22 protein-coding genes and 2 pseudogenes are annotated in these 26,472 nt (G+C 73.3%); 9 read left to right on the top strand and 15 right to left on the bottom strand.

The window, feature by feature from the left end; genetic code table 11:
- Nucleotides 1-26 precede the first annotated feature (26 nt).
- On the bottom strand, nt 27-1,214 hold the full coding sequence (locus tag IE94_RS0121695; RefSeq protein WP_030186834.1) for a PP2C family protein-serine/threonine phosphatase: 1,188 nt from the start codon (nt 1,212-1,214) through the stop codon (nt 27-29).
- Between the two features lie 162 nt (nt 1,215-1,376).
- On the opposite strand from IE94_RS0121695, the gene IE94_RS0121690 reads away from it, so the two are divergent.
- Complete coding sequence (locus tag IE94_RS0121690; RefSeq protein WP_051777592.1) at nt 1,377-2,648, top strand: GNAT family N-acetyltransferase; 1,272 nt, start codon at nt 1,377-1,379, stop codon at nt 2,646-2,648.
- A gap of 9 nt (nt 2,649-2,657) precedes the next feature.
- Here the strand turns inward: IE94_RS0121690 and IE94_RS0121685 are convergent, their stop codons facing one another.
- Complete coding sequence (locus IE94_RS0121685; RefSeq protein ID WP_030186831.1) at nt 2,658-3,488, bottom strand: Fpg/Nei family DNA glycosylase; 831 nt, start codon at nt 3,486-3,488, stop codon at nt 2,658-2,660.
- Nucleotides 3,489-3,601: 113 nt separating this feature from the next.
- Nucleotides 3,602-4,087, bottom strand: coding sequence for a ribose-5-phosphate isomerase (locus IE94_RS0121680; RefSeq protein WP_030186829.1), 486 nt, complete (start codon nt 4,085-4,087; stop codon nt 3,602-3,604).
- A gap of 208 nt (nt 4,088-4,295) precedes the next feature.
- Here IE94_RS0121680 and IE94_RS0121675 point away from each other — a divergent pair, with 208 nt between their 5' ends.
- Complete coding sequence (locus IE94_RS0121675; protein WP_030186828.1) at nt 4,296-5,732, top strand: amino acid permease; 1,437 nt, start codon at nt 4,296-4,298, stop codon at nt 5,730-5,732.
- 78 nt (nt 5,733-5,810) lie between these two features.
- Here the strand turns inward: IE94_RS0121675 and IE94_RS0121670 are convergent, their stop codons facing one another.
- Nucleotides 5,811-6,395, bottom strand: a complete 585-nt coding sequence (locus IE94_RS0121670; protein WP_030186827.1) for a biotin transporter BioY — start codon at nt 6,393-6,395, stop codon at nt 5,811-5,813.
- Between the two features lie 328 nt (nt 6,396-6,723).
- Here IE94_RS0121670 and IE94_RS0121665 point away from each other — a divergent pair.
- A pseudogene (locus IE94_RS0121665) lies at nt 6,724-7,047 on the top strand (amino acid transporter); the annotation flags it as partial.
- Between the two features lie 175 nt (nt 7,048-7,222).
- Nucleotides 7,223-7,864, top strand: coding sequence for a superoxide dismutase (locus IE94_RS0121660; protein ID WP_030186825.1), 642 nt, complete (start codon nt 7,223-7,225; stop codon nt 7,862-7,864).
- Nucleotides 7,865-7,989: 125 nt separating this feature from the next.
- Here the strand turns inward: IE94_RS0121660 and IE94_RS0121655 are convergent, their stop codons facing one another.
- Nucleotides 7,990-8,628, bottom strand: a complete 639-nt coding sequence (locus IE94_RS0121655) for a mycothiol-dependent nitroreductase Rv2466c family protein (RefSeq protein ID WP_030186823.1) — start codon at nt 8,626-8,628, stop codon at nt 7,990-7,992.
- A gap of 145 nt (nt 8,629-8,773) precedes the next feature.
- On the opposite strand from IE94_RS0121655, the gene pepN (IE94_RS0121650) reads away from it, so the two are divergent.
- Nucleotides 8,774-11,359: an aminopeptidase N gene (gene pepN / locus IE94_RS0121650; protein WP_030186821.1), complete on the top strand. Its 2,586-nt coding sequence runs from the start codon at nt 8,774-8,776 to the stop codon at nt 11,357-11,359.
- A 309-nt stretch (nt 11,360-11,668) separates the two neighbouring features.
- Complete coding sequence (locus IE94_RS0121645; protein ID WP_030186819.1) at nt 11,669-12,739, top strand: hypothetical protein; 1,071 nt, start codon at nt 11,669-11,671, stop codon at nt 12,737-12,739.
- Between the two features lie 28 nt (nt 12,740-12,767).
- Here the strand turns inward: IE94_RS0121645 and IE94_RS0121640 are convergent, their stop codons facing one another.
- From IE94_RS0121640 to IE94_RS0121630, 3 genes are all read right to left on the bottom strand, one after another.
- On the bottom strand, nt 12,768-13,907 hold the full coding sequence (locus IE94_RS0121640) for a serine hydrolase domain-containing protein (protein ID WP_030186817.1): 1,140 nt from the start codon (nt 13,905-13,907) through the stop codon (nt 12,768-12,770).
- A gap of 322 nt (nt 13,908-14,229) precedes the next feature.
- Nucleotides 14,230-14,976, bottom strand: coding sequence for a hypothetical protein (locus tag IE94_RS0121635; protein ID WP_030186816.1), 747 nt, complete (start codon nt 14,974-14,976; stop codon nt 14,230-14,232).
- A 1-nt stretch (nt 14,977) separates the two neighbouring features.
- Complete coding sequence (locus tag IE94_RS0121630; RefSeq protein WP_030186815.1) at nt 14,978-15,514, bottom strand: RNA polymerase sigma factor; 537 nt, start codon at nt 15,512-15,514, stop codon at nt 14,978-14,980.
- Nucleotides 15,515-15,780: 266 nt separating this feature from the next.
- On the opposite strand from IE94_RS0121630, the gene IE94_RS0121625 reads away from it, so the two are divergent.
- Nucleotides 15,781-16,797: an aspartate-semialdehyde dehydrogenase gene (locus tag IE94_RS0121625; protein ID WP_030186813.1), complete on the top strand. Its 1,017-nt coding sequence runs from the start codon at nt 15,781-15,783 to the stop codon at nt 16,795-16,797.
- A gap of 7 nt (nt 16,798-16,804) precedes the next feature.
- On the opposite strand, the gene IE94_RS0121620 is transcribed toward IE94_RS0121625, so the two are convergent.
- Nucleotides 16,805-17,281, bottom strand: coding sequence for a DUF1203 domain-containing protein (locus tag IE94_RS0121620; protein ID WP_030186812.1), 477 nt, complete (start codon nt 17,279-17,281; stop codon nt 16,805-16,807).
- Nucleotides 17,282-17,394: 113 nt separating this feature from the next.
- On the opposite strand from IE94_RS0121620, the gene pepN (IE94_RS0121615) reads away from it, so the two are divergent.
- Nucleotides 17,395-19,968 (top strand): aminopeptidase N, encoded by a 2,574-nt coding sequence (pepN, locus tag IE94_RS0121615; protein WP_030186811.1) that lies wholly within the window; start codon nt 17,395-17,397, stop codon nt 19,966-19,968.
- 519 nt (nt 19,969-20,487) lie between these two features.
- On the opposite strand, the pseudogene IE94_RS35895 reads toward pepN (IE94_RS0121615), so the two are convergent.
- A pseudogene (locus IE94_RS35895) lies at nt 20,488-20,757 on the bottom strand (LysR substrate-binding domain-containing protein); the annotation flags it as partial.
- 190 nt (nt 20,758-20,947) lie between these two features.
- Entirely contained in the window at nt 20,948-21,901 is a 954-nt protein-coding gene (locus IE94_RS0121605; RefSeq protein WP_030186809.1) for an EamA family transporter, read from the bottom strand.
- A gap of 142 nt (nt 21,902-22,043) precedes the next feature.
- Here IE94_RS0121605 and IE94_RS0121600 point away from each other — a divergent pair, with 142 nt between their 5' ends.
- Nucleotides 22,044-22,562 (top strand): MarR family winged helix-turn-helix transcriptional regulator, encoded by a 519-nt coding sequence (locus IE94_RS0121600; protein ID WP_030186807.1) that lies wholly within the window; start codon nt 22,044-22,046, stop codon nt 22,560-22,562.
- A gap of 98 nt (nt 22,563-22,660) precedes the next feature.
- On the opposite strand, the gene IE94_RS0121595 is transcribed toward IE94_RS0121600, so the two are convergent.
- The 4 genes from IE94_RS0121595 to IE94_RS0121580 all read right to left on the bottom strand — a co-directional run bounded on the left by IE94_RS0121595 (nt 22,661) and on the right by IE94_RS0121580 (nt 26,317).
- Entirely contained in the window at nt 22,661-22,954 is a 294-nt protein-coding gene (locus IE94_RS0121595; protein WP_030186805.1) for a hypothetical protein, read from the bottom strand.
- Between the two features lie 83 nt (nt 22,955-23,037).
- Nucleotides 23,038-25,149, bottom strand: coding sequence for a 4-alpha-glucanotransferase (gene malQ / locus IE94_RS0121590; RefSeq protein WP_030186804.1), 2,112 nt, complete (start codon nt 25,147-25,149; stop codon nt 23,038-23,040).
- Nucleotides 25,150-25,158: 9 nt separating this feature from the next.
- Nucleotides 25,159-25,437, bottom strand: a complete 279-nt coding sequence (locus IE94_RS0121585; RefSeq protein WP_030186802.1) for a hypothetical protein — start codon at nt 25,435-25,437, stop codon at nt 25,159-25,161.
- 343 nt (nt 25,438-25,780) lie between these two features.
- On the bottom strand, nt 25,781-26,317 hold the full coding sequence (locus IE94_RS0121580; protein WP_030186800.1) for an HNH endonuclease: 537 nt from the start codon (nt 26,315-26,317) through the stop codon (nt 25,781-25,783).
- Between the last annotated feature and the right edge of the window lie 155 nt (nt 26,318-26,472).

Below are 26,472 nucleotides of genomic sequence, written 5' to 3'. Positions count from 1 at the left end.
CAGTATGTCGGTGCGGGCGCGGGGCCTCAGTCCGTGGCCGGTGCGGGCTGGGCGGCGGGGCCCTCGCGGGAGATCAGCAGCAGCGCCCGGTCGTCGTTGACGTCCTTGGCCACCGCCTCGATCAGATGCCAGGCCGCGCCGTGGAAGCCGCCCGCGACATAGCGGTCGGCCTCGCCGGTGAGGCGGTCGATGCCCTCGGCGATGTCCCGTTCGGAGGTCTCCACCAGGCCGTCCGTGAAGAGCATCAGCACGTCCCCGGGCCGCAGGGAGCCCTTCACCTGGTCGAACTGGGCGCCGTCGTACACGCCGAGCAGCGGTCCCTCGGCCGACTTCTCCTCCCAGCGGCCGGTGCCGGCGCTGAGCTGGAGGCCCGGCGGATGCCCGGCCGAGTACAGCTCGTAGTCGCCGGAGTCGAGGTCGAGGACGAGGTGGATGGAGGTGGCGAAGCCCTCGTCCCAGTCCTGGCGGAGCAGATAGCCGTTGGCGGCCGGCAGGAAGGCGTGCGGGGGCAGGCTGCCCAGCAGTCCGCCGAAGGCCCCCGACAGCAGCAGGGCGCGCGAGGCCGCGTCCATGCCCTTGCCGGAGACGTCGGTGAGGACGACCTCCAGCGTCCGCCCGCCGTTCGTCCGGGCCGCGACGACGAAGTCGCCGGAGAAGGACTGCCCGCCCGCCGGGCGCAGCGCCATCTCGCGGTGCCAGCCCTTGGGCAGATTGGGCAGCTTGCTCTGGACGCGGATGCGTTCGCGCAGGTCGAAGAGCATGGTGCCGCCGCGCCGCCAGGGCACACCGACCCGGCTGCGGAACTGGGCGACGAGAAGCCCGAAGAAGCCGCAGGCCGCGACCACCAGGACCACACCGGGGGTGACCCTGGAGGGGCCCTCGGTGTACGGGCCGAGCTGCACGGACTCCACGATCAGCGCGGTGGCCGCCGCGGCGTACAGGCCGAGCAGGCTGGCCGGGCGCAGCAGCAGGCCGCCCGCGACGATCGGGATGACGAGCGCGGAGGGCGAGCACCACACGGAGTTGGCCATCGTGGTGGCCGCGATGACGGGGATCGTCACCAGCAGTCCGGCGAGCGCGATCCAGTCCGAACCGTCGCCGCGGAAGTAGTCGACGGCGGCTCGGCGCACGCCGACGCGGGCCCGGTGCCACTGCTTCTTCCACCGGGCCGTGAACGTCTCGGCCTCCGCGCGCCGCTGTCGTCCTGCTGCCATTAGTTCGGGACCCTATCCATCGGACCGGCCGCTTGGCACGGGAGGTCCCACTTGTCCCCCGTCCGAGGCCGGACTTCACAGTGAACTTCACGAACGGCTCGCGCGCCGCAACCCTGCGGAAATTGTCTCGCCCCGCTCGCGCGGCCCTGGTACGCATGCTGCATGGAACGCTCCAGGAGTGACGACGGCGGTGTGACGACGGAGCTGCGGGTACTGCGGCGCGACGAGTGGGACAGGTGGTACGGGACGCTCGTCCGTGCCTTCGGCGGGGTTCCGGAGCCCGCCGAGGAGTTGGAGCTGTACCGGGAGCTGACGCGGGTCGACCGGTCGATCGGGGTCTGGGAGAGCGAGGGGGAGGGCGGCGCGTGCGTCGGGACGGCGGGGGCGTTCGACTTCCGGTTGACCGTGCCGGGCGGTGCCCGGGTGCCCGCGGCGGGCGTGACGATGGTGAGCGTCGCCGCCACGCACCGGCGCCGGGGCGTCCTGACGTCGATGATGCGGCGGCAGTTGGACGACGTACGGGCCTGGGGCGAGCCGCTGGCCGTGCTGACGGCTTCCGAACCGGCGATCTACGGCCGGTTCGGGTACGGCGCCGCGACCTTCGGGCTCAGCGCGGAGATCGACACGAGCCGGGTCCGGCTGTCGGTGCCGGCCGGCACGGACGACGTACGGCTGCGGTACGAGGCGCCCGCCGACGTGCTCGACGCGTGCGAGGCGGTGTACGCGCGGCTGGTGCCGGGGCGGCCCGGGATGCTGGCCCGGCGGCCCGGCTGGGAGCGGCCGGCGCTGCTGGACCCGGAGAGCGGGCGGGACGGCGCCTCGCCCCTGCAGTGCGTGGTCGCCCGGCGGGAGGGCCAGGTCACCGGGTACGCGCGGTTCCGGGTGCGGCCGGCCTGGGGGCGCGAGGGGGCCGGGGGCACGGTGGTCCTCGACGACCTGGCCGGCCTCGATCCGGCGACCGGGGCGGCGCTCTGGCGCTTCCTGTTCGACGTCGACCTGACCTCCACGCTGGCGGTGCGGGGGCGGCCGGTCGACGAGGCGTGGCAGCACCAGGTGTCGGACATCCGGCGGTGCCGGCCGGAGCTGCGGGACGCGTTGTACGTCCGGCTGGTGGACGTGGGGGCGGCGCTCGCGGCGCGGACCTACCAGGCGCCGGTGGACGTGGTGTTCGAGGTCGAGGACGCCTTCTGCCCCTGGAACGCGGGGCGTTGGCGGCTGAGCGGCGACGCGAAGGGGGCGTCGTGCGAGCGCACCTCGGACGCGGCCGATCTCGCGTTGTCCGTACGGGAGTTGGGGGCGGCGTATCTCGGAGGTGTGAGCCTCGGTTCGCTGGCCGCGGCCGGGCGGGTGCGCGAGGTGCGGTCCGGGTCGCTGGCACAGGCGTCGGTGGGGTTCGGCTCGGACGTGGCGCCGTGGCTGCCGCACGGGTTCTGACGGGGGAAGCTACCGCCGCTGGCAGGTCGGGCACCAGAAGAGGTTGCGGGCGGCGAGGTCGGCGGTGCTGACCGGGCCGCCGCACAGGTGGCAGGGCTGGTTGGCCCGGCGGTAGACGTACACCTCGCCGCCGTGGTCGTCGACGCGGGGCGGGCGACCCATGGCCTCGGGGGTGTGCTCGGGGCGGACGGTGTCGATGCGGTTGTTGCGCACGCCCTCGCGCATCAGGGCGGTGAGGTCCTGCCAGATCGCGTCCCACTCGGCGCGGGTGATGTCCCTGCCGGGGCGGTACGGGTCGATGCCGTGGCGGAAGAGGACCTCGGCGCGGTAGACGTTGCCGACGCCGGAGACGACCTTCTGGTCCATGAGCAGCGCGGCGATGGTGGTGCGGCTGCGGGAGATCCGGCGGTGGGCGGCCGCGGGGTCGGCGTCCGGGCGCAGGGGGTCGGGGCCGAGGCGGTCGTGTATCGCCTGCTTCTCCGGGGGCGTGATCAGGGCGCAGGCGGTGGGGCCGCGGAGGTCGACGTACGCGGTGTCGCCCGCGAGGCGCAGGCGGACGGTGTCCGTGGGCGGGGGCGCGGGGGTGGGGCCGAAGGTGACCTTGCCGAAGAGGCCGAGGTGGATGTGGACCCAGGTGGGGCTCTCGGCCGCGTCCTCAGCCGCGCCGAAGCCCAGGAAGAGGTGCTTGCCGTGGGCGTCGGCGGTGGTCAGGACGGTGCCGTCGAGCAGGGCCGCGGAGTCGGCGAACTTGCCCTGGGGGCTGGTGACGCGGACCGCCGTCCGGGCGAAGGCGGCGGTGTAGTCCTGGGCCAGGCGGTGGATCGTGTGGCCCTCTGGCACGGGTTCGTCCTTTCCATACCTTCCGCCCCCCGTTCACCGGACGCGCCGGCACAGGCGTGCGCGCCGGCGCACCTCCGGCGGTGGGGCCGGAGGCGGCCGGGAGCGTGGGGGCGCTACTGCTGGGGGTGGTGGGGCGGGATGGGCGGGAGGTCGCCCGTCGTCTCGTAGGACGTGAGCATGCCGATGCGGCGGATGTGGCGTTCGTCACCGGAGAACGGCGTGGTGAGGAAGGTCTCGACGAACTTCGTCGCCTCGTCCCGCGTGTGCATACGGGCGCCGATCGCGACGACGTTGGCGTTGTTGTGCTGGCGGCCCAGCGACGCCGTCTCCTCGCTCCAGGCCAGCGCCGCGCGCACGCCCTTCACCTTGTTCGCCGCGATCTGCTCGCCGTTGCCGGAGCCGCCGATCACGATGCCGAGGGCGCCCTGGTCCGCGGCCGTGCGCTCGGCGGCGCGCAGGCAGAAGGGCGGGTAGTCGTCCTGGGCGTCGTAGAGGTGCGGGCCGCAGTCGACGGGCTCGTGGCCCGCCGCCTCGAGCCATTCGACGAGGTGGTTCTTGAGTTCGAAGCCCGCATGGTCCGAGCCGAGATACACGCGCATGCGTCGAGTGTGACACGCGGGCCACGACGCGGACTCTTCGGGTGGCAGCGACGAAAAGAGCACGTGAAACTATGGAAGCTCAGGGAAAGCTCAAGTAACGATCCGGATTCAAAGGTTCCCGATTCCGTTCACCTCCGTTTCACTGGTCCGGCTCGTACACCGCTCGTACGGGAAAGTGCTCGACCGGCGCAAAGGAAACCCTCCCCCCATGACTTCGCAGCCGACCTTGACCAAGCCCGAGGAGGGTTCCGCGGGCCCCGGTTCCGGACTCCAGGCCGGACTCAAGAACCGCCATCTCTCGATGATCGCCATCGGCGGCGTCATCGGAGCCGGGCTGTTCGTGGGTTCCAGTACCGGGATCGCCACCGCGGGACCCGGCATCCTTCTCTCGTACGCCCTCGTCGGCACGCTCGTGGTGCTGGTGATGCGGATGCTCGGGGAGATGTCGGCCGCCCATCCCGCCTCCGGATCGTTCTCCGCCCACGCCGACCGGGCGCTCGGGCCCTGGGCCGGGTTCTCCATCGGGTGGCTCTACTGGTTCTTCTGGGTCGTGGTGCTGGCCGTGGAGGCGACGGCCGGGGCGAAGATCCTGGAAGGGTGGATCCCCGCCGTGCCCCAGTGGGGGTGGGCGCTGATCGTGATGGTCGTGCTGACCGCCACCAACCTCGTCTCCGTCGGCTCCTACGGCGAGTTCGAGTTCTGGTTCGCCGGGATCAAGGTCGTGGCCATCGCGGCGTTCATCGTCGTCGGCGCCCTGGCCGTCTTCGGTGTGCTGCCCGGCGTGGACAGCGAGCAGGCGGGGCTGGGGAACCTGACGGAACACGGCGGTTTCCTGCCGAACGGGGCCGGGGCCGTCCTCACCGGCGTGCTGCTCGTCGTCTTCTCCTTCATGGGCAGCGAGATCCCCACCCTCGCCGCCGGTGAGTCCGAGGACCCGCAGCGGGCCGTCACCAAGGCGACCAACAGCATCATCTGGCGCATCGCCGTCTTCTATCTGGGATCCATCTTCGTCGTGGTCGCGCTGCTGCCCTGGGACTCGCAGTCGATCATCGACAAGGGCTCCTACGTCGCGGCGCTCGACTCGCTCGGTATCGCGAACGCCGGTCAGATCATGAACTTCATCGTGCTGACGTCCGTGCTGTCCTGTCTGAACTCCGGGCTCTACACCGCCTCCCGCATGGCCTTCTCGCTCGGCGAGCGCGGGGACGCGCCGGGGGCCTTCGCCCGCACCACCCGGCGCGGGGTGCCGCGGACGGCGATCCTGGTCTCCGTGGTGTTCGGCTTCGTCGCCGTGTTCTTCAACTACGAGTTCCCGGACTCCGTCTTCCTCTTCCTGGTCAACTCCTCCGGCGCCGTCGCCCTCTTCGTGTGGCTGGTGATCTGCTTCTCGCAGCTGCGGATGCGCCGGATCATCCAGGCCGAGACGCCGGAGAAGCTGGTGGTGCGGATGTGGCTGTTCCCGTATCTGACCTGGGCCGCCGCCGCCCTGATCGTCTTCGTGCTGGGCTACATGCTGACCGACACCGAGCACGACGGGCGCACCACCGTGCTGCTGTCGCTGCTCGTCGCCGCGCTGGTCCTCGTCGTCGCCTTCGTCAAGCAGCGGATCACCGCGACGCGGAAGGCCGCCGCCGGGAAGGGCTGACCTCGGCCGGGAGACGAGAGAGGCTCGCCGGGGCGCTGTCGCGCTCCGGCGAGCCTCTTCGCGTGGGCCCGGGGGCGGTTACCGCTTGTCGACCAGCTTCCACGCGGTGGGCAGGACGCCCATCGCCAGCGCGGCCTTCAGCGCGTCGCCGATCAGGAACGGGGTGAGGCCGGCCGCGATCGCCGCGGTCAGGGACAGGTCGGCGGCGAGGGCCAGGTAGGGCACGCCGACGGCGTAGATGATCGCCTCGCCGAGCAGCATCGTGCCGGCCGTGCGCAGCACCGAGCGGTCGGCGCCGCGGCGGGCCAGGGCGCCCACGGCCGCGGCGGCGAGCAGCATGCCGAAGACGTAGCCGAGGGAGGGGGCGGCGATGCCGGAGCCGCCCTCCGCGAACCACGGCATGCCCGCCATGCCGACCAGGGCGTACAGCGCGAGGGAGAGCAGGCCGCGGCGGGCGCCGAGCGCGGTGCCGACCAGCAGTGCCGCGAAGGTCTGGCCGGTCACCGGCACCGGGGAGCCGGGCACGGGCACCGCGATCTGGGCCGCGACGCCGGTGAACACGGCGCCGCCCGCCACGAGCGCGACGTCCCTGACTCGGGAGGAGGGGATGAGGTCGGCGAGGACCTGCCCGGAGCGGCGGGCGGATACGGCAGCGGTGCTCATGGGGACTCCGCGGTGGTGTGGACATGTCGGGACACCGCGACGCTATCCCAGTGGCGGGGGCCGATCACCAGCAGCGCTCGACAAAGGCCCGCTCGTCGGCTTGGTGGGCTCCCGACAAAGGGCCCGGGATACACCTGGACCGGGGTGACACCGGTCACCGAGGGGGTGAGGCGGGCGTCACCCGGAAGCGGAACCCTGCATTCGGACGATCACATTCCGCATCCGGGCCGTCCGTATCGTGGGCGTCCGCCACCGCCGGACGGCACGGGACCGGAAACTGTGGGCGCTTTTGCCCCATGTCCCCCCACGCATCGGACGAGCCGCTCCCTGGCGGCCGGACGACGTCTTCGCCTGGCTGCTGAACATGATCGGCGCGGTCATCCTGGTCGTCTGGATCTTCATCGCCGCCTCGCAGCTGCGGCTGCGCCGCCGCCTGGAGCGGGAGGCGCCCGGGAGGGTCGTCGTGCGCATGTGGGGCTTCCCGTGGCTGACCTGGGTGGCCCTGGCGGGCATGGCGGCGGTGTTCGTGCCGATGGCCCGCGAACCGGACACCCGGGTGCAGCGGTACTCGACGGGCGGGATGACGCCGGCCCTGGCGGCCCTCGGCCACGCCCGGCAGCGCCGGGGGGCGGCCAGCGGTTCGACGCCGTGATCGCCCGCCTGGAGGTGGTCGGGGTCACCTACCGGCCTTCCCCCGAGGGCCCCCGCACGGACTCGTGCGGGGGCCCTTTCGTGTGCGCGGGCCCACCCCTCCACCCCTCCGAGCACTCTTGCTGCTAGCGTGCACTTGCAAGGCTTTTGCAATAAGAGGCCGGAGGGGATCCGCCATGTCCGTCTACACGCTTCCTGAGCTGCCGTACGACTACTCGGCGCTGGCTCCCGTGATCAGCCCCGAGATCATCGAGCTGCACCACGACAAGCACCACGCGGCGTACGTCAAGGGCGCCAACGACGCGCTGGAGCAGCTCGCCGAGGCGCGGGACAAGGAGACGTGGGGCTCGATCAACGGCCTGGAGAAGAACCTGGCCTTCCACCTCTCCGGCCACATCCTGCACTCGATCTACTGGCACAACATGACCGGCGAGGGCGGCGGCGAGCCCCTGGAGAAGGACGGCGTGGGCGAGCTGGCCGCCGCGATCGCCGAGTCCTTCGGCTCCTTCGCCGGTTTCCAGGCGCAGCTCACCAAGGCCGCCGCGACCACCCAGGGCTCGGGCTGGGGCGTGCTGGCGTACGAGCCGCTGAGCGGCCGGCTGATCGTCGAGCAGATCTACGACCACCAGGGCAACGTCGGCCAGGGGTCCACCCCGATCCTGGTCTTCGACGCCTGGGAGCACGCCTTCTACCTGCAGTACAAGAACCAGAAGGTCGACTTCATCGAGGCCATGTGGGCCGTCGTCAACTGGCAGGACGTGGCCAGGCGCTACGAGGCCGCCAGGTCCCGCACCAACACGCTGCTGCCGGCTCCCTGAGCCCTCCGGGTCGTCCTGCCTCGTGATCGTCTTCTCAACCTTCACCGGGCGGGCGGAATGAGGGAAGCCCCCGCGAGGACGTGACTCGCGGGGGCTTCCTGTGCGCCGGGGCGCGCGGGCGCGGCCTACAGGTTGCTGAAGTCCGGGCCCTTGGTGCGGGTCCGCTTGATCTCGTAGAAGCCCGGCACGGAGGCCACGGCGAGGGTGCCGTCCCAGAGCCTGGCGGCCTCCTCGCCCTTGGGGGCGGGGGTGACGACCGGGCCGAAGAAGGCGACCTGCTCGCCGTCGGCGCCGGGCACGGCGATGACCGGGGTGCCGACCTCCTGGCCGACCTTGTCGATGCCCTCCTGGTGGGAGGCGCGCAGCTGCGGCTCGTAGGCGGTGCCGTCCCAGTGGTCCATGAGGGACTCGGGCAGACCGACGTCCTTGAGGGCGGCGGCCACCGTCTCCCGGCCCGGGCCCTCCTCCTGGTTGTGGATGCGGGTGCCGAGCGCCGTGTAGAGGTCGCCGAGCACCTCGCGGCCGTGCTCCTCCTGGGCCGCGATGACGACGCGGACCGGACCCCAGGCCTTGACCTCCAGCATCTCGCGGTACTCGGCGGGCAGCTCGTCGAGCTTGTCCTCGTTGAGGACGGCGAGGCTCATCAGGTGCCAGCGGACCTCGATGTCCCTGACCTTCTCCACCTCCAGGACCCAGCGGGAGGTCATCCAGGCCCAGGGGCACAGGGGGTCGAACCAGAAGTCGACGGGCGTCTTCTCCGACATGTCTCTCCTCATGAGGCTGCGCGAGCGAGCGTTCTCCGGGGCAACCGACCGCCCGGCCCACCCATTCCCGGCTGCCGGGCGTCAGGGGCGCATGGCAGGATCGGTGCTGTCCACATACTGAACACCATCCGAGGGAGTGCCGCCCGTGCCCGGTGAGAATCTGACCCGCGATGAGGCCCGGGAGCGGGCCGCACTGCTGTCCGTCGACGGGTACGAGGTGTCCCTCGACGTGCGCTCGGCCGTCGGTGAGGCACAGGGTGAGGGGCCGCGCACGTTCCGGTCCGTCACCACGATCCGCTTCCGCTGCAACGAGCCGGGCGCGAGCAGCTTCGCCGACCTGATCGCCCCGAGCGTCACCGCCGTCTCCCTGAACGGCCGCGACCTCGACCCGAGCGAGGTCTTCGACGGCTCCCGGATCGCCCTGGAGGACCTGGCCGCCGACAACGAGCTGGTGGTCGACGCCCGGTGCGCGTACTCCCGCACCGGCGAGGGACTGCACCGCTTCGTCGACCCCGAGGACGGCGAGGTGTACCTGTACACGCAGTACGAGCCGGCCGACTCGCGGCGGGTCTTCGCGTGCTTCGAGCAGCCGGACCTCAAGGCGCCCTTCCGCTTCGAGGTGCGGGCGCCCGAGGAGTGGACGGTGTGGTCCAACGGCGCGGGTGAGCTCGCCGACGGGGTGTGGCGGTTCGCGGAGACGAAGCCGATCTCGACGTACATCACGTGCGTGGTCGCGGGGCCGTACCACTACGTCACGGACTCCTACCAGCGTGTGTTCGAGGACGGTACGCGGCTGGAGATCCCGCTCGGGGCGATGTGCCGCAAGGGTCTCGCGCCGCACTTCGACGCGGACGACGTCTTCCTGGTCACCAAGCAGGGCCTGGACTTCTTCCACGACCACTTCGACTACCCGTACCCCTTCGGGAAGTACGACCAGGCCTTCGTGCCCGAGTACAACCTCGGCGCGATGGAGAACCCGGGGATGGTGACCTTCCGGGAGGAGTACATCTTCCGCGGGAAGGTGACGCGGGCGTCGTACGAGGGCCGCGCCAACACGATCCTGCACGAGATGGCGCACATGTGGTTCGGCGACCTGGTCACCATGGAGTGGTGGGACGACCTGTGGCTCAAGGAGTCCTTCGCGGACTTCATGGGCGCGTTCGCCAACGTCGGCGCGACCCGCTTCAAGGACGCCTGGATCACCTTCGCCAACCGCCGCAAGGCGTGGGCCTACCGCGCCGACCAGCTCCCCTCCACCCATCCGATCACGGCCGACATCCGTGACCTGGAGGACGCCAAGCTCAACTTCGACGGCATCACCTACGCCAAGGGCGCCTCCGCCCTCAAGCAACTGGTGGCGTACGTCGGGCAGGACGCGTTCCTGGAGGGCGCGCGGCGCTACTTCAAGCGGCACGCGTACGGCAACACGCGCCTGGGCGACCTGCTGTCGGTCCTGGAGGAGACCAGCGGGCGGGACATGGCGGCCTGGTCGCGCTCCTGGCTCCAGACGGCGGGCGTCAACTCGCTCACCCCGCAGGTGCTGTTGAGCGCCGAGGGCCGTGTCGACGAGCTGGCCGTGGTGCAGGAGGCGGCCGCGACCACCCCGGCGGACCACCCCCGACTGCGCCCGCACCGCGTCGCGGTGGGCCTGTACCGGCGTACGGCCGAGGGGGCGCTGGAGCGGTACGCGCGCGCCGAGGTGGACGTCGAGGGGCCGCGCACGGTGGTCGCGGAGCTGGCCGGTGCCGAGGCGCCCGAGCTGGTCCTGGTCAACGACGACGACCTCACCTACTGCAAGACGCGCTTCGACGCCACCTCGCTGGCGACGCTGCGCGAGCACCTGGGCGCGCTGACCGACCCGCTGGCCCGCGCCCTGTGCTGGTCGGCGCTGTGGAACATGACGCGGGACGCGCTGCTGCCGACGCGGGACTTCGCGGCGCTGGTCCTGCGGTTCGCGGGGCGCGAGTCCGACATCGGCGTCCTGCAGATGCTGCACGCCTGGACCGGCGCGGCGCTGGTGCACTACGCCGCCCCCGAGTGGCGGGAGGCGGGCGGTCGGCTGCTCGCCGAGGGTGCGCTGCGCGAGCTGCGGGACGCGGCGCCGGGCAGCGAGCAGCAGCTGGCGTGGGCGCGGTTCTTCGCGTCGGTGGCGGCCGAGGAGGCCGACCTGGCGGTGCTCCGGGGTCTGCTGGAGGGCACGGAGAAGATCGACGGGCTGGAGGTGGACCAGGAACTGCGGTGGACCTTCCTCACCCCGCTGTCCGCGCACGGGGCGGTCGACGGCTCGGTGCTGGTGGCCGAACTGGCCCGGGACGACACCGCCTCCGGCAAGCGGCACCAGGTGCGCTGCCTGGCCTCGCGCCCCTCCGACGTGGTCAAGGCGCAGGCCTGGGCGCAGGTCGTGGAGTCGGACAAGCTGTCCAACGCCCTGGTGGAGGCGACCATCGCCGGTTTCGCGCAGCCCTCGCAGCGGGAGCTGCTCGCGCCGTACACCGAGAAGTACTTCGCGGCGATCGAGCGGGTGTGGGCCGAGCGGTCCATCCAGATCGGGATGGACGTGGTCCGGGGCCTGTTCCCCTCCCTGCGGGACTCCCAGGACACGCTGGACGCGACCGACGCGTGGCTGTCGGCGCACGAGGACGCGGCACCGGCCCTGCGCAGGCTGGTGCTGGAGGCTCGGGACGATCTGGCGCGGGCGTTGCGCGCGCAGGCCTGCGACGGGGGTGCGTAGGGGTTTTGTCGGCCGTCGGGCGCGGCTTGGTCGTGGCTGGTCGCGCCCACGCGGCGGAGCCGCACACGGCCCCGCGCCCCTCGGTGCGGCGCCGTCCGGCCCCGCACCGCTGAGCCCTGGCCCATGACCGAGCGCTCCGTCGTCGTTACGGAATCCGGTCAGGAGCAGCCGTAACCCCTGGGCCGCACTGTGGCGGACCAGGGGTTATCGGCATCCGAACAGGCGTCCTTCAGGGCGGGCCTGTCCCGGTTCGGCGATGGGTGTGTAACAGGGGTTAAGGGGCGGATCGGGCGCGGGAAATTGCCGGTCATGACGCACAACACCCCGATCACCCCGCGCCCCCGCCCGCTCCACGAACTGGCCGACGGCCGGCGTCGGCTGATGACGGCCGCCCAGCTGCGGGCGCACGGGGTCTCCGCCGCGGAGACCGACGAGCAGTGCCGGCCCGGCGGTCCCTGGCAGCAACTCCTCCCGAACGTCGTGCTGCTGCACCCTGGCCCACCGACCAGCGACGAGCGCCTGCACGCGGTGCTGCTCTACGCGGCGCGGGACCGCTCCTGCGGTGCGGCAGCGGGCGGGAGCGTCTCCGTGCCGGTCCAGCCGGGCGGGGAGCAGCCGCCCGTGCCGGCCTACGCGGAGGCGATGATCACCGGCCTGGCCGCGCTGACGCTGCACGGCTTCTCGGCCGCTCCCCCGCTGTCGTCCCTGGAGCGGATCGACGTCCTGGTCCCGCGGCTGCGCAGGCTGCGCACCACGGGCTGTGCGCGCGTCGTGCGCACGACCGCGCTGCCGACCGCCGTGGAGCTGACCGGGGTGCCGGTGGCGCCGGTGGCGCGGGCCCTGGCGGACGCGGTGGCGGAGCTGACCGACCCGGGCACGGTCCGCCGCCTGCTGACCGAGGCGGTGCGCGGCGGACACTGCGAACCGGCCGTGCTGGTCAGGGAGTTGAACCGGGCTCGGCTGCTCAGCCGCCCGCACGTGGTGGACGCCGTGGACTCGCTGGTCGCCGAGGGGCGGGCGCTGGCCGAGCAGCGGCTGTACCGGATGGTGCGCGAGCACGGCCTGCCCGAGCCGGTCTGGAACGTCGACCTGCGCCTGCCCGGCGGCCCCCACCTGGGCGGCGTGGACGCCTTCTGGCCCGAGCACGCGGTGGCGCTGGAGCTGGACACCCGGGCGCACCGCCACCGGGAGGACGACGCCGACCGGGCGGAGCACGCCCGCAAGCGCGAGCACCTGGAGCGGCTGGGGATCACGGTCGTGCACCTGACCCCGCGCAAGCTGCGGGACTCCCCGGAGCACCAGGCGACCGTCGTGCGCACGGCACTGATGGCGGCCGGGGACCGGGAGCCCGCGGCGTACGTCGTGGTGCTGCCCCGCTAGGGCCTGTCCGGCGGGCCCTTGGCCCAGCTCACCCGTCGCAGAACTCGGCCTCGATCACCGCCTCGGCGTCGCCGGACCAGTCGCCGTTGAAGTTGAGGGCGAGGGCGTGCCGGCCGTCCCCGGTCGTCACCGCCTCCGAGGAGGAGCCGTGGATGCCGCCGGCGTGGCCCCAGACCGTCACCCCGCAGTCCAGTCGACGCTTGATCAGTCCGAGCCCGTAGTCGGCGTCCTCCCGTGCGGGGACCGTGGTCGTCATCTCGGCGAACTGCTGCGCGGGCAGCAGCCTGCCGCGGAAGAGGGCGGTGTAGAAGCGGTTCAGGTCCGCCGAGTCGGAGATCGCCTCGCCCGAAGCGCCGGCGATGGAGGGGTTCAGCCGCGTGACGTCGTACGTCGGGCCGGTCGCCGTCGGGGCCAGCTTGGAGTAGGCCCGGCTGCTGGGCTCGGGCAGGCCCGTGCGGGTGCCCGGGAAGGAGGTGGCGCGCAGCCCGAGCGGCTCGATGATCCGGCGGCGCACCTCCTCGCCGTACGGGCGGCCGGTGGCCGCCTCGATCACCAGGCCGGCCAGGACATAGTTGGTGTTGGAGTAGTTCCAGGAGGCGCCGGGTGCGGAGTCCGGCTCGTGGGCCATGGCGATCGCGACCAGCTCGCGCGGTGTCACCGTCTCGTGGCGGTGCTCGAAGAAGCCGTCCTTGAGGAAGTGGTCGCGGGCGAACCCCTCGTCGGCCGTGTAGTCGTAGACGCCGCTGGTGTGATTGAGGAGTTGGCGCAGGGTGATCCGGCCGCCGTCGTGGCCGTGGCCCGCGACCAGGCCCGGCAGCCACTCGTCCACCGTGTCGTCGAGCGAGAGCCGGCCCTCGGCCTCCAGTTGCAGCAGCACGGTGGCCACGAAGGTCTTGGTGATGCTGCCGACCCGGTAGCGGTCCCGCTCGGAGCGCGGCTCGCCGGTGCGCAGATCGCCCACTCCGGCGGTCCCGGACCAGGTCCCGCGGCCGTCGCGGGCGCTCGCGGTGACCCCGGGCACTCCGTCCTCGACGGCCGCCCGCAGGGCCCGGCGGGTGGCGTCGTGGCCGCCGGTGGCGGCGGGCGCGGCCACGGCGGGGCCCGCGACGGCCGCCGACAGGGCCAGGGCGGTGGCCGCGAGCAGGGCGGTACGTACACGTACGGTCATGTCTTCCCCCATCCTCGGTACTGCTCGGTCCCGGGAGAGACCGCACCGACCGCATGAGGGTTGCCGCGCTCCGCGACGGTTGAACGGGATTCGGCCCCTTTTCACCCGCACCGGTGCCGTACGGGCCACGGGGTTGTCACGGGCCGTCCCCGGTGTCGGACAACTCTCCCCGGACGGTGATCCGTTGATCGAGGGGGAGCGGTCGGACGGGACCGGATTCCGGGCCGGTCCGGCCGGCGCCGGTCGGGCCGTGGTCCGGTGCGGGTGCGGGAAGGGGCGGGCGCGATGCCGGGCGCCCGCCCCGTCGCGTGTGGCGGCGCGGTCAGTGGCAGGTGAGGGTGCGGGCCTCGGGGAGGGAGGCGGTGATCCGGGCACGGGCGGTGGCGATGTTCCGGTCGCCGGTGATCACCGCGTCCGCGGTGGGCCGGTCCCGGAGGGCACCGACGAGGACCCGGTCGCCGGGGCCGAGCCGGGCAAGGCCGTCGTCCAGGACGAACGTCGTCGTCGGCCCGGTGCTCGCCCCGGGCGCGTAGGCCCGCGTCACGCGGAGCGTGATCCGGTGCCGGGCGGCCCCCGGCACCGGTTCGGCGCCGGTCACCGTGCCCTCGGCGACCAGACGGGCGCAGGCGAGGTACCGGGGGGTGCCGAAGACCACGGCGGGCTCCTGGCCCGCGGACGGGCCCTTTGGCCGGGCCGCGGACTTGTCGGCCGCGCTGCCGCTCGCCGCGTCGTCGGAGGCACCGGTGCCGCTTGGCACCACCAGCCAGCCCAGGCCCGCGACGACGACCCCCGCGCAGGCCGCCGCCAGGACGCCCAGGGCGAGGCGGAAGGGGCGGCGGCGCGGTGCGGGGACCCGCACCGGTTGCGCCGTCGCCGTCGCGCGCTCCTGCGGGACGGCGTCGCCCAGGGCGTCGCCGAGCAGGTTCAGCTGCTCCCGCAGCAGCGCCACGTCGGCCGTCGCCGACCGGTACTCGCCCTGGGCGTCCGCGCCCGCGTCCGGCGGCAGCGGCTCGCCCGTGATCGCGGCCATCAGCGCGTCGTCCGCGCCGGGGTGCTGTTCGGCGGCCATCTCACACCACCTCGTCCTCGTGCAGGCGGGCGCGCAGGGCCCGTACCGCCGTGTGCAGCCTGCTCTTGACCGTGCCCTCGGGGATGCCCAGCTCCTCGGCGATGCCGCGCACCGGCAGGTCGGCGTAGAAGCGCAGGACGAGGACCTGGCGCTGGGCGTCCGGCAGCTCGTCCAGGCCCTGCGCGACGGCCAGGGACAGCACACTGCTGTCCTCGTCGCCGGGGTGCTCCGTCTGGCGCAACGCGGCCAGGCGTTCCCCGAGCCGGTCCTGGCGGCGCCTGGCCCGGTGCCAGTCCATGGCCAGGTTGGAGGCGACGACCGCCGCCCAGGCGGACACGTCGCGCGGCGCCTCGCGACCACTGGCCGTCCGCTCCAGCAGCCGCAGCCGGACCTGCTGCACCCCGTCCAGCAGGTCCGTCTGCGGCACCCCGCCGAGCGCGAGCACCGCCCGCACCCGGCGTTCCTGTGCCGCGTCCAGGGGGTCGTCGCGGACGTCGTCCCCCTGGCCGCGGCGGGCCCTTCTGCGCAGCAAAGCCATTTCCTCCCCCGGCCACGTTTCCCCTAGGACGCACGAGGCGCCCGAAACGTTCGCCCGCCCGGTCGCCCTTCGGCGCGAGGCATAGGTCACATCGTCGTGTGCGGCGGGGAGGGATGGGCAGGGGCGGACCGAGCCTCGGCGTCCCAAGGCGCGGGCACACCGCGCAAAGGATTGGACAGGCGGGCCGGGCTTCGCCCCATGATGGAAAAGTCTCGGCCGAGCAAAGCGCGCGTGAGGACACGCGCACGAACGGAGAAGGAGTCACCGTGAGGGTCGGAATCGTCGGAGCCACCGGTCAGGTGGGCACGGTCATGCGCAGGATCCTCACGGAGCGCGACTTCCCGGTCACCGAGCTGCGGCTGTTCGCCTCGGCGCGCAGCGCCGGCAAGGAGCTGGACGGGGTGACGGTGGAGGACGCGGCCACCGCCGACTACTCCGGACTGGACATCGTGCTGTTCTCCGCGGGCGGCGCCACCTCCAAGGCACTGGCCGAAAAGGTCGCCTCGCAGGGCCCCGTCGTGATCGACAACTCCTCCGCCTGGCGCCGCGACCCCGAGGTCCCGCTCGTGGTGTCCGAGGTGAACCCGCACGCGATCGCCGACCGCCCCAAGGGCATCATCGCCAACCCGAACTGCACCACGATGGCCGCGATGCCGGTGCTGCGTCCGCTGCACGCGGAGGCGGGCCTCGAAGCCCTCGTCGTCGCCACCTACCAGGCGGTGTCGGGTTCCGGCCTGGCCGGCGTGGACGAGCTGTTCGAGCAGGTCCAGAAGGTGGGCGCCGACGCACCCAAGCTGACCCACGACGGTTCGGCCGCCGACTTCCCGAAGCCGGAGAAGTACGTGGCGCCGATCGCGTACAACGTGCTGCCGCTGGCCGGGTCCATCGTCGACGACGGTCTGCACGAGACGGACGAGGAGCAGAAGCTCCGCAACGAGTCCCGCAAGATCCTGGAGATCCCGGAGCTGAAGGTGTCCGGCACCTGCGTGCGGGTGCCCGTCTTCAGCGGCCACTCCCTTCAGATCAACGCCCGTTTCGCCCGCCCGCTCAGCGTGGAGCGCGCCAAGGAGCTGCTGGCCGGCGCCCCCGGTGTCGCGCTCACCGAGGTGCCGACCCCGCTCCAGGCGGCCGGTCAGGACCCGTCGTACGTGGGCCGTATCCGCCGGGACGAGACCGTCGACAACGGCCTCGCCCTGTTCGTCTCCAACGACAACCTGCGCAAGGGCGCGGCCCTGAACGCGGTGCAGATCGCGGAGCTGGTGGCGGCGGAGCTGAAGGGCTGATCGCCGGCTAACCCCGCCTCACCTCGTAGAGGAAGCAGCCGTACTCGACGGCCCGGACGTGGACGAACGCCACGGCCGGGTCGTCGAACGCTTCCCGGAGCGCGTACGCGAAGGCGCCGGGGTCCCCGACGAGCCGCCCGCCCAGGATGCGCCCGTCGGCGGAGTAGCGGCGCAGGGTGCGGTGCGAGTCGGTGAAGGGGAGGCGGTCCGTCCGCGGTCCCGCGCACTGCTCGGCGTGGACGAAGACGGGACCCTGCTCGTCGTAGGGGCCCGGGTCGGCGCCCGTGGCCGCCGCCCAGCGGCGCAGCGGGGCGTAGGAGACGAGGACGATCCGCTCGCCGGGGCCGCTGTGGCGCAGGCAGCAGCGCAGGGGTGCGCCGCCCGCTTCGTCGGTGAAGGGCGCGGGGACGCGGCCCGCGTCGTCGGTGGCGCGCAGTTCGTCGAGGGTGGCCGGTGGGACGGGGTGTGCGGTGCAGCCGTTCATGGGGTCCAGGCTCGCGCGCGGGCGCTCCGCGCACCGGCGGGAAATGGACATCGCGTTCCGTCCCGGCCACGTGGAAGGATGGCACAACCCACACATAACGAGGAGATGACCGCGTGCCTGGCACAAACCTGACTCGCGAAGAGGCGCGGCAGCGGGCGACGCTGCTGACCGTTGACTCGTACGAGATCGATCTCGACCTCACCGGCGCGCAGGAGGGCGGCACCTACCGGTCCGTGACCACGGTGCGCTTCGACGTCGCCGACGGCGGCGGGGAGTCCTTCATCGACCTGGTCGCGCCGACGGTGCACGAGGTGACGCTGAACGGCGACGCCCTCGATGCCGCCGAGGTGTTCCAGGACTCCCGCATCGCGCTGCCGGGCCTGCTGCCGGGGCGCAACGTCCTGCGCGTGGCCGCGGACTGCGCCTACACCAACACCGGCGAGGGCCTGCACCGGTTCGTCGACCCGGTGGACGACCAGGCGTACCTGTACACGCAGTTCGAGGTGCCGGACGCGCGCCGGGTCTTCGCGAGCTTCGAGCAGCCGGACCTGAAGGCGACGTTCCAGTTCACCGTGAAGGCCCCCGAGGGCTGGACGGTCATCTCCAACTCGCCGACGCCCGAGCCGAAGGACAACGTCTGGGAGTTCGAGCCGACCCCGCGCATCTCGTCGTACATCACGGCGCTGATCGTCGGCCCGTACCACTCGGTGCACAGCGTGTACGAGAAGGACGGCCAGTCCGTGCCGCTCGGCATCTACTGCCGTCCCTCGCTGGCCGAGCACCTCGACGCGGACGCCATCTTCGAGGTCACCCGGCAGGGCTTCGACTGGTTCCAGGAGAAGTTCGACTACGCGTACCCGTTCAAGAAGTACGACCAGCTCTTCGTGCCGGAGTTCAACGCGGGCGCGATGGAGAACGCGGGCGCGGTGACCATCCGCGACCAGTACGTGTTCCGCTCGAAGGTGACGGACGCCGCGTACGAGGTGCGGGCGGCGACGATCCTGCACGAGCTGGCGCACATGTGGTTCGGCGACCTGGTCACCATGGAGTGGTGGAACGACCTGTGGCTGAACGAGTCCTTCGCCACCTACGCCGAGGCCGCCTGCCAGGCCGCCGCGCCGGGGTCGAAGTGGCCGCACTCGTGGACGACGTTCGCCAACCAGATGAAGACCTGGGCGTACCGGCAGGACCAGCTCCCGTCCACGCACCCGATCATGGCGGACATCAGCGACCTGGACGACGTGCTCGTCAACTTCGACGGCATCACGTACGCCAAGGGTGCGAGCGTGCTCAAGCAGCTCGTCGCGTACGTCGGTGAGGAGGCGTTCTTCAAGGGCGTGCAGGCCTACTTCAAGCGGCACGCGTTCGGCAACACCCGCCTGTCCGACCTGCTGGGCGCGCTGGAGGAGACCTCCGGGCGTGATCTGAAGACCTGGTCGAAGGCGTGGCTGGAGACGGCCGGCATCAACGTGCTGAGCCCTCGGATCGAGACGGACGCGAACGGCGTCATCACCTCCTTCGCCATCCGCCAGGAGGCCCCCGCGCTGCCCGCCGGTGCCAAGGGTGAGCCCACCCTGCGCCCGCACCGCATCGCGATCGGCGCCTACGACCTCGACGCCGACGGCAAGCTGGTGCGCGGGGACCGCGTCGAGCTGGACGTGGACGGCGAGCTGACGGACGTGCCGCAGCTGGTGGGCAAGCCGCGCCCGGCGGTGCTCCTCCTGAACGACGACGACCTGTCGTACGCCAAGGTCCGCCTCGACGAGCAGTCGCTGGCCCAGGTCACCGAGCACCTCGGCGACTTCACCGAGTCGCTGCCGCGCGCGCTGTGCTGGGCGTCGGCGTGGGACATGACCCGCGACGCGGAGCTGGCGACCCGCGACTACCTGTCGCTGGTGCTGTCCGGCATCGGCAAGGAGTCCGACATCGGCGTGGTGCAGTCGCTGCACCGCCAGGTGAAGCTGGCGATCGACCAGTACGCCGCCCCCACCGCCCGCGAGGCGCTGCTCACCCGCTGGACCGAGGCGACGCTGGCCCACCTGCGCGCCGCCGAGGCGGGCAGCGACCACCAGCTGGCGTGGGCGCGGGCGTTCGCGGCGACGGCGCGCACTCCCGAGCAGCTGGACCTGCTGGACGCGCTGCTCGACGGCACGCAGACCATCGAGGGTCTGGCCGTCGACACGGAGCTGCGCTGGGCGTTCGTGCAGCGGCTGGCGGCCGTGGGCCGGTTCGGCGGGTCGGAGATCGCGGCCGAGTACGAGCGGGACAAGACCGCCGCCGGTGAGCGCCACGCGGCCACCGCGCGGGCGGCCCGGCCGACCGAGGCGGCCAAGGCGGAGGCCTGGGAGTCGGTCGTGGAGTCCGACAAGCTGCCGAACGCCGTCCAGGAGGCGGTCATCGCCGGCTTCGTCCAGACCGACCAGCGCGAGCTGCTGGCCTCGTACACGGAGCGGTACTTCGAGGCGCTGAAGGGCGTCTGGGAGTCCCGTTCGCACGAGATGGCGCAGCAGATCGCGGTCGGCCTGTACCCGGCGGTGCAGGTGGCACCGGAGACCCTGGACCGCACGGACGCGTGGCTGGCCTCCGCCGAGCCGAACGCGGCCCTGCGCCGACTGGTCTCGGAGTCCCGCTCCGGCGTCGAGCGCGCCCTGCGGGCCCAGGCGGCGGACGCGGCGGCGGCCGAGTAGGCGGACGGTACGTACGGGGGGGCGTCCGGTGTCGCACCGGGCGCCCCCTCGGCGTGCGCTCGGCGTATCCGGGGGCGTGGGCGCGTACCTGGGGGCGCGTACTCGGGGGCGTGTGTCCACGCCCCCCGGCGCCCTGCGGCCTGCGCCCTGCGCCCTGCGCCCTGCGCGACACCATGCCCGGCGCCGATCCGAACGCCCCCCGGCGGGGACCCCGTACCGGATCCCCGCCGCGACGTCAGGTGGCGCGCAACTCCGCCGCCGCCCGCAAGGCCGTCAGGACGGCGGCGCCGATCCGAACGCCCCCTCCCCGTGTCCTCGGACGCGTGTACTCGCCGAGCGAGTGTCCCCGCACACCCGACGCAGCACCACGACCGCCGACCGCGGCACCGTGCCCGCCCGCATGGCCGCATCGACCTGCGCCCCCGCCGCCGGGCACGACCAGCCACTGACGACCGCCCATACCCGGCGCCGATCCGAACGCCCCCCGGCGGGGGCCCCGTACCGGGCCCCGCCGCGACGTCAGGTGGCGCGTTCCTCCGCCGCCGCCCGCAGGGCCGTGAGGACGGCGGCGGTCGCGGCGGCCTCCTCCGCCCCCTTGCGCACGGCCGCGACGACGTGCCGGACGGGGCGGTCGGCGCGCAGTTCGCGCATCGCCACGCCGTCCCGCGGCACGGCCGCCATGCGCGGGACCAGGGCGACGCCCATGCCCGCCCCGACCATGGCGAGGATCGCCGGCCAGCCGGCCGCCGCGTGGCCCTGGTGCGGCCGGAACCCGGCGGCCTCGCACGCTGTCGCCGAGGGCCCGGGAGGTGACGAAGCTGCCGGACCAGACGAGGGTGGCGAGGACGGCGAGCGCGAGCCCGAGGGCGACGGGTGCCGCGGGCCGCGCCTCGGCGGTCCGTCGGGGGGTGATCCGGGTGGCGTCGGGACGGGCGGCTGTGGCCACGGAGGTCCTTTCCTGGTCGGGGGCCTGGCGGGCCTACCGTCGCAGGGCCGCACCCGTCAGGTCCATCGAATCTTTTCGACGCTTTTGTGAAGCAGAACCGAAGGGTCCACCGACCGCCACGGCCCCCCGCGGGCGCGGCGCCCGCTGCCCCGCGAGGGTCGCTCCGAACGCCAGCACCATGCCCGCCAGTTGCACCGGGCCGAGCGCCTCGCCGAGCGCCGCCCAGCCGATCACGGCGGCGGTCAGCGGCGAGAGCGGGCCGAGGAAGGTGACCTGGGTGGCGGAGAGCCGGCCGATGCCGCGGAACCAGAGCCAGTACGCCAGCGCCGTGTTGGCCAGCGCCAGGTAGAGGTAGCCGCCGATCGCCGGGCCGTCCAGGGCGGGCGGGGCGCCTTCGACCAGCAGGGCGAGCGGCGCGACGAGCAGGCCGCCCGCGGTCAGCTGCCAGCCGGTCAGGGCGAGCGGGCCGACACCGTCGGGGCGGCCCCAGCGCTTGGCCAGCACGGTGCCGGTGGACATGGAGGCGGTGGAGGCGAGGGCCGCCAGCACACCGAGCGCGTCCAGTCCCCCGGCCGCCTCCAGCACCACCAGGCTGACGCCGGACGCGGCGACGACGCCGGTGAGCACCGAGCGGGCGGTGGGGCGCTGCCCGAGCAGCAGGGCGGACAGCCCGACGACGAGGAGCGGCCCGACCGAGCCCACGACGGCGGCCATTCCGCCGGGCATCCGGTAGGCGGCGAGGAACAGCAGCGGGAAGAAGGCCCCGATGTTCAGCGCGCCCAGCACCGCGGCCTTCCCCCACCAGGCGCCGCGCGGCAGCACCCGGGCGAGCGCGAGCAGCAGCAGACCGGCGGGCAGAGCACGCATCAGCCCGGTGAACAGGGGCCGGTCGGGCGGCAGGAACTCGGTGGTCACGGCGTAGGTGCTGCCCCAGGAGACGGGGGCGAGGGCGGTGAGCGCGACGACGGCGGGGCGGGTGGCGGCCATGGGGCACCCTTCGGAGGCGAAATGAAGCTCAACAGCAAGTAGCTTACCCCTAAGCAAGTTTCTGTCAATCTAGTTTACTTCAAGCTAGTTTCCGTCAAGCTACTTTCTTGCGGTCGAGCGGAACGGCCCCGATACTCGTCCCATGACTGAACGTCCCCCGCAGCCCGGACCGCGCAAGGACCCCGTCGACGTGATCATCGACCAGTGGGCGGTGGTGCGGCCCGACCTGGACACGGCCGCCATGGAGGTGTTCGGCCGGGTCTTCCGGCTGGCGCGCGCCATGGGCGACCGGATGGAGAAGGCGTACGCGCGCTTCGGCATCTCACGCGGGGAGTTCGACGCCCTGGCCACCCTGCGCCGCTCCGGCGAGCCGTACACGCTCTCCCCCCGGCAGCTCTCGGCCACGCTGATGCTCACCACCGGCGGCATGACCGGCAGGCTGGACAAGCTGGAGCGGGCGGGGCTGCTGCGCCGCTCCCCCGACCCGCACGACCGCCGGGGACTGCAGGTCACGCTCACCGAACGGGGGCTGGAGCTGATCGACGAGGCGGTCGGCGCGGGCCTGGCCGTCCAGACCGAGGCGCTGGCCTCCCTGGACGCCGAACGGGCCGGTGAGCTGGCCGGCCTGCTGCGGGACCTCCTCGCCGGCACGGAGGAGTAGGCCCCGCCCGCGAAGACGCCGAAGGGCGCCGTCCCCTCCGCGTACGTGCGGCGGGGCGGCGCCCTCGGTGAAGCCGGGTCGGGAGGCCGGGCGTCGGGTCAGGCCTTCGCGGCGACCTTGGCCTTGGTCTTGGTCTTGCCCTTGGCGCCGGGAGCCGACACCCGGTGGTCCGGGTGGGACCGGTCGAGGACCAGCACCAGGCCCGCGATGACGGCGAACAGCGCGAGCGGGGCCAGGACGTAGAGGCCCAGCGTCTCGACGACGCCCAGGCCGGTGCCGGGGTCGTCGCCGTCGTCGCGCGTCAGCGCGAGCGCGGGGGACGACATGAGCAGCATCATCAGCGTCGTACCGGCTGCCAGGGCGCCGGCGCGCAGGGCGTTCTTCTTGTCCACGGTGCAAAGTTAGCGAACGGTCCGGGCGACCGCGCGCCCGGGGTGCCCGTACGGGGCGCGGGCACCCCGCGGCCCCGTGCCGCTCAGCCGTCCCGGTCGCCGCCGCCTTCCCTTACCGCGTCGATCAGGGCGTGCAGGCGGGGCGAGGCGGCCAGGTCCTCCAGCGTCACCGGGCGGCCCTCGGCATCGGCGACGGGCAGCCGCCAGTTCGGGTACTGGTCCCAGGTGCCGGGCAGGTTCTGCGGGCGGCGGTCGCCGACGGCGTCCGGGAGCCAGATGCCGACCATGCGGGCGGGGGTGCGCAGCAGGAAGCGGTGCACGGCCTGGATCTCCGCCTCCTCGGCGGGCGTTCCGGTGTCGCCGCCGGTGCCGTGCAGCAGCCCGAGCCGGGCCAGTACGTCGATCCACTCGGCGGTGTCCGCGGCGGCCTCGGCGCGTTCCTCCTCCAGCGGGCGGGTGAGCAGCCCGAGCCGGTAGCGGAGTTCGACGTGTTCTCCGGCGAGGCGGGCGGCGGTGGACGGCAGGTCGTGGGTGGTGGCGGTGGCCAGGCAGTCGGCGCGCCACCGCTCGGGCGGCAGGGGGCGGCCGTCGCCGGCCCAGTCCCGTTCGAACCACAGCACCGAGGTGCCCAGCACTCCGCGCTCGCGCAGCGCCTCGCGCACCCCGGGCTCCACGGTGCCCAGGTCCTCACCGATGACGACGGCACCGGCCCGGGCGGCCTCCAGGACGAGGACGGCGAGCATGGCCTCGGCGTCGTAGTGGACGTAGGTGCCCTCGGTGGGCGGGTGGCCCTCGGGCACCCACCAGAGCCGGAACAGGCCCATGACGTGGTCGACGCGCAGTGCCCCGGCGTACCGGAACAGACCGCGCAGCAGCTCCCGGAACGGCGCGTACCCGCAGTCCGCGAGGCGGTCCGGGCGCCAGGGCGGCAGACCCCAGTCCTGCCCGCGGGAGTTGAAGGCGTCCGGCGGCGCCCCCACCGACATCCCGGCGGCGAAGTACTCCTGCTGGGCCCAGGAGTCGGCGCCGCGCGGGTGCACGCCGACGGCGAGGTCGTGGACGATCCCGACCGGCATGCCCGCCTCGCGGGCGGTGCGCTGGGCGGCGGTGAGCTGGGTGTCGGTCAGCCAGGTGAGCCGGGAGTGGAAGTCGACGCGGTGCATCAGCTCGCGGCGGGCGCGGTCGGTGTCGGCCGAGCGGGGGTCGCGCAGCCCTTCCGGCCACCGGTGCCAGTCGGAGCCGTGCACCTCGGCCAGCGCGCACCAGGTGGCGTGGTCCTCCAGGGCGGCGCCCTGTTCGGCGAGGTAGTCGCAGTAGGCGGCGCGGCGGCCGGGCCCGAGGGGGACCTCGTGGAGCAGCTCCAGGGCCTCGCGCTTCAGCTCCCCCACGGCGTCCCGGTCGATCAGGGCGCCCTTGTCCAGGACGTCCTCGCGCAGCCGCCCGGCCCGCTCCCGCAGGGTCCGGGCGCGCTCGGGGTCGCCGACGTACGCGAACTCGGGCACGTCCTCGATCCGCAGGTGCACGGGGTCGGGGAAGCGGCGCGAGGAGGGCCGGTAGGGGGACGGGTCGGTGGGGGCGCCGGGCACGGCCGCGTGCAGCGGGTTGACCTGGACGAACCCGGCGCCGAGGGCGCGTCCGGCCCAGGCGGCCAGCTCGCCGAGGTCGCCGAGGTCGCCCATGCCCCAGGAGCGGCGGGAGAGGAGGGAGTAGAGCTGGACCAGGAGTCCGTGGGAGCGGGCGGCGGGCGTGGGCAGCCGGGCGGGCGCGACGATCAGGTGGGCCTCGGCGGTGCGCCCGTCGGGCGCGGTGGCGGTCAGCCGGTGTACCCCGGTCGGAAGCCGCCCGGCACCGTCGCGGCACTCGCCCTGCTCGGTGTCGACGCGCAGCCGGGTGCCCGCGGGCAGGTCGGCCAGCGCGGCCGGGGTGCCGCCGCCGTCCCAGCGGACGACGGTGGGCGGCAGCAGCCGCCCGCGCACCTCGCTCTCGCGGGCGGCGAGCGCGGCCCGTACGGCCCCCGGGCCGCTGGTGTCCACGCCGAGGGCGGCCAGCGCGAGGGTCACGGCGGTGGCCGAGGCGGAGACGGTGCGCTCCGGGGAGGGGCGGTAGGAGGTGGCGACGCCGTGCAGGGCGGCGAGCCTGGTCAGATCCTCGGGAAGGTCCTCGGCGGGGGGCTCGGCCGACCGGTCTGCGGGCATCTGCTTCCTCTACGACCTCGTGGGTTCCGGCACGGCGAAGGAGGGGCCGCCCTGCTCCGGCACGTCGGCCGTGAGCTCGGGCGAGGACTCGCTGGTCAGCGGTACGGCGTCGGCGAACGGCGACTCACTGGTGAGGGGCTCGGCGTCGGGCAGCGGCGGCTCGCTGGTCAGCGGGGTCTCGGCGCAGCCGCCGGTGGCGCCGAAGACGCAGTAGTGCGGGGTCTCGGAGGCGGCGGAGGGCTCCGCCACGGGTTTGGAAGGGGCCGGGAGCAGGAGGAGTGCAGCCACGGGAGTCTCCTTTGTCGCGACGGTTGTCGGGTCAGGGGCAGCCCTACCCAGTCCGGGCGAGGACAGACGCCCCGACACCGACAACATGATCCTGGTCACATCCACCCCGTCTCGAATCGACACGGACCCGGTCAAAAATCCACCTAACCCGCGCACGGAAAGCCCAAACGGTCAGGCATGCAACGCCCCGCCGGGCGGCCGACCCCGACCCCGTCCTCATGGTCGTCGAGGCCACCTCGTACGCCGCCTCTCGGCGAGGACGTCGCGCTGACCGAGGCGGGCGGGGCCGCCCTGGGCACCCTGCCGCCGGGGAACCGGGTGCGGCGGGCGGGTGCTCGGGGTCTCAGGCGGAGATGCCGTCGATCCGGGCCATGGCGTCCTCCGCGCCGTACGGCTGCAAGTACGGCAGCCAGCGCGGGTCCCGGTGTCCCGTGCCGATGATGCGCCAGGCCAGGCCGGTGGGCGGGGCCGGTTTGTGGCGCAGGCGCCAGCCGAGTTCGACCAGGTGGCGGTCGGCCTTGACGTGGTTGCAGCGGCGGCAGGACGCCACCACGTTGTCCCACGCGTGCAGGCCCCCGCGACTGCGCGGGATGACGTGGTCGACGCTGGTGGCGGCGGCGCCGCAGTACATGCAGCGGCCTCCGTCGCGGGCGAAGAGGGCGCGGCGGGTGAGCGGGACGGGGCCGCGGTAGGGCACCCGCACGAATCGCTTGAGCCGGACCACGCTGGGTGCGGGCACGGTGACGGTCGCGCTGTGCAGATAGGCGCCGGACTCCTCGAGGCACACGGCCTTGTTCTCCAGGACGAGGACGAGCGCGCGGCGGAGCGGTACGACGCCGAGTGGCTCGTACGACGCGTTGAGGACCAGGACATGCGGCACGGGTGCCTCCTTGGGCGTCGGCGGCGCGTGGCTCGCGCCGGGACGATCTGGTTCAGTCTCCCCTCATGCCTGGTCGTAGCGCCACCATGTCCCGGTAACGGGCTGGGAGTGTTTTCGACCACACGGGGCCTGCCGTCCCGGGCGTGACCAGTCCG

The organism is Streptomyces violaceorubidus (genome assembly GCF_000717995.1).
Classification (GTDB): Bacteria; Actinomycetota; Actinomycetes; order Streptomycetales; family Streptomycetaceae; genus Streptomyces; species Streptomyces violaceorubidus.
This window is presented reverse-complemented; position numbering and strand designations above follow the sequence as displayed.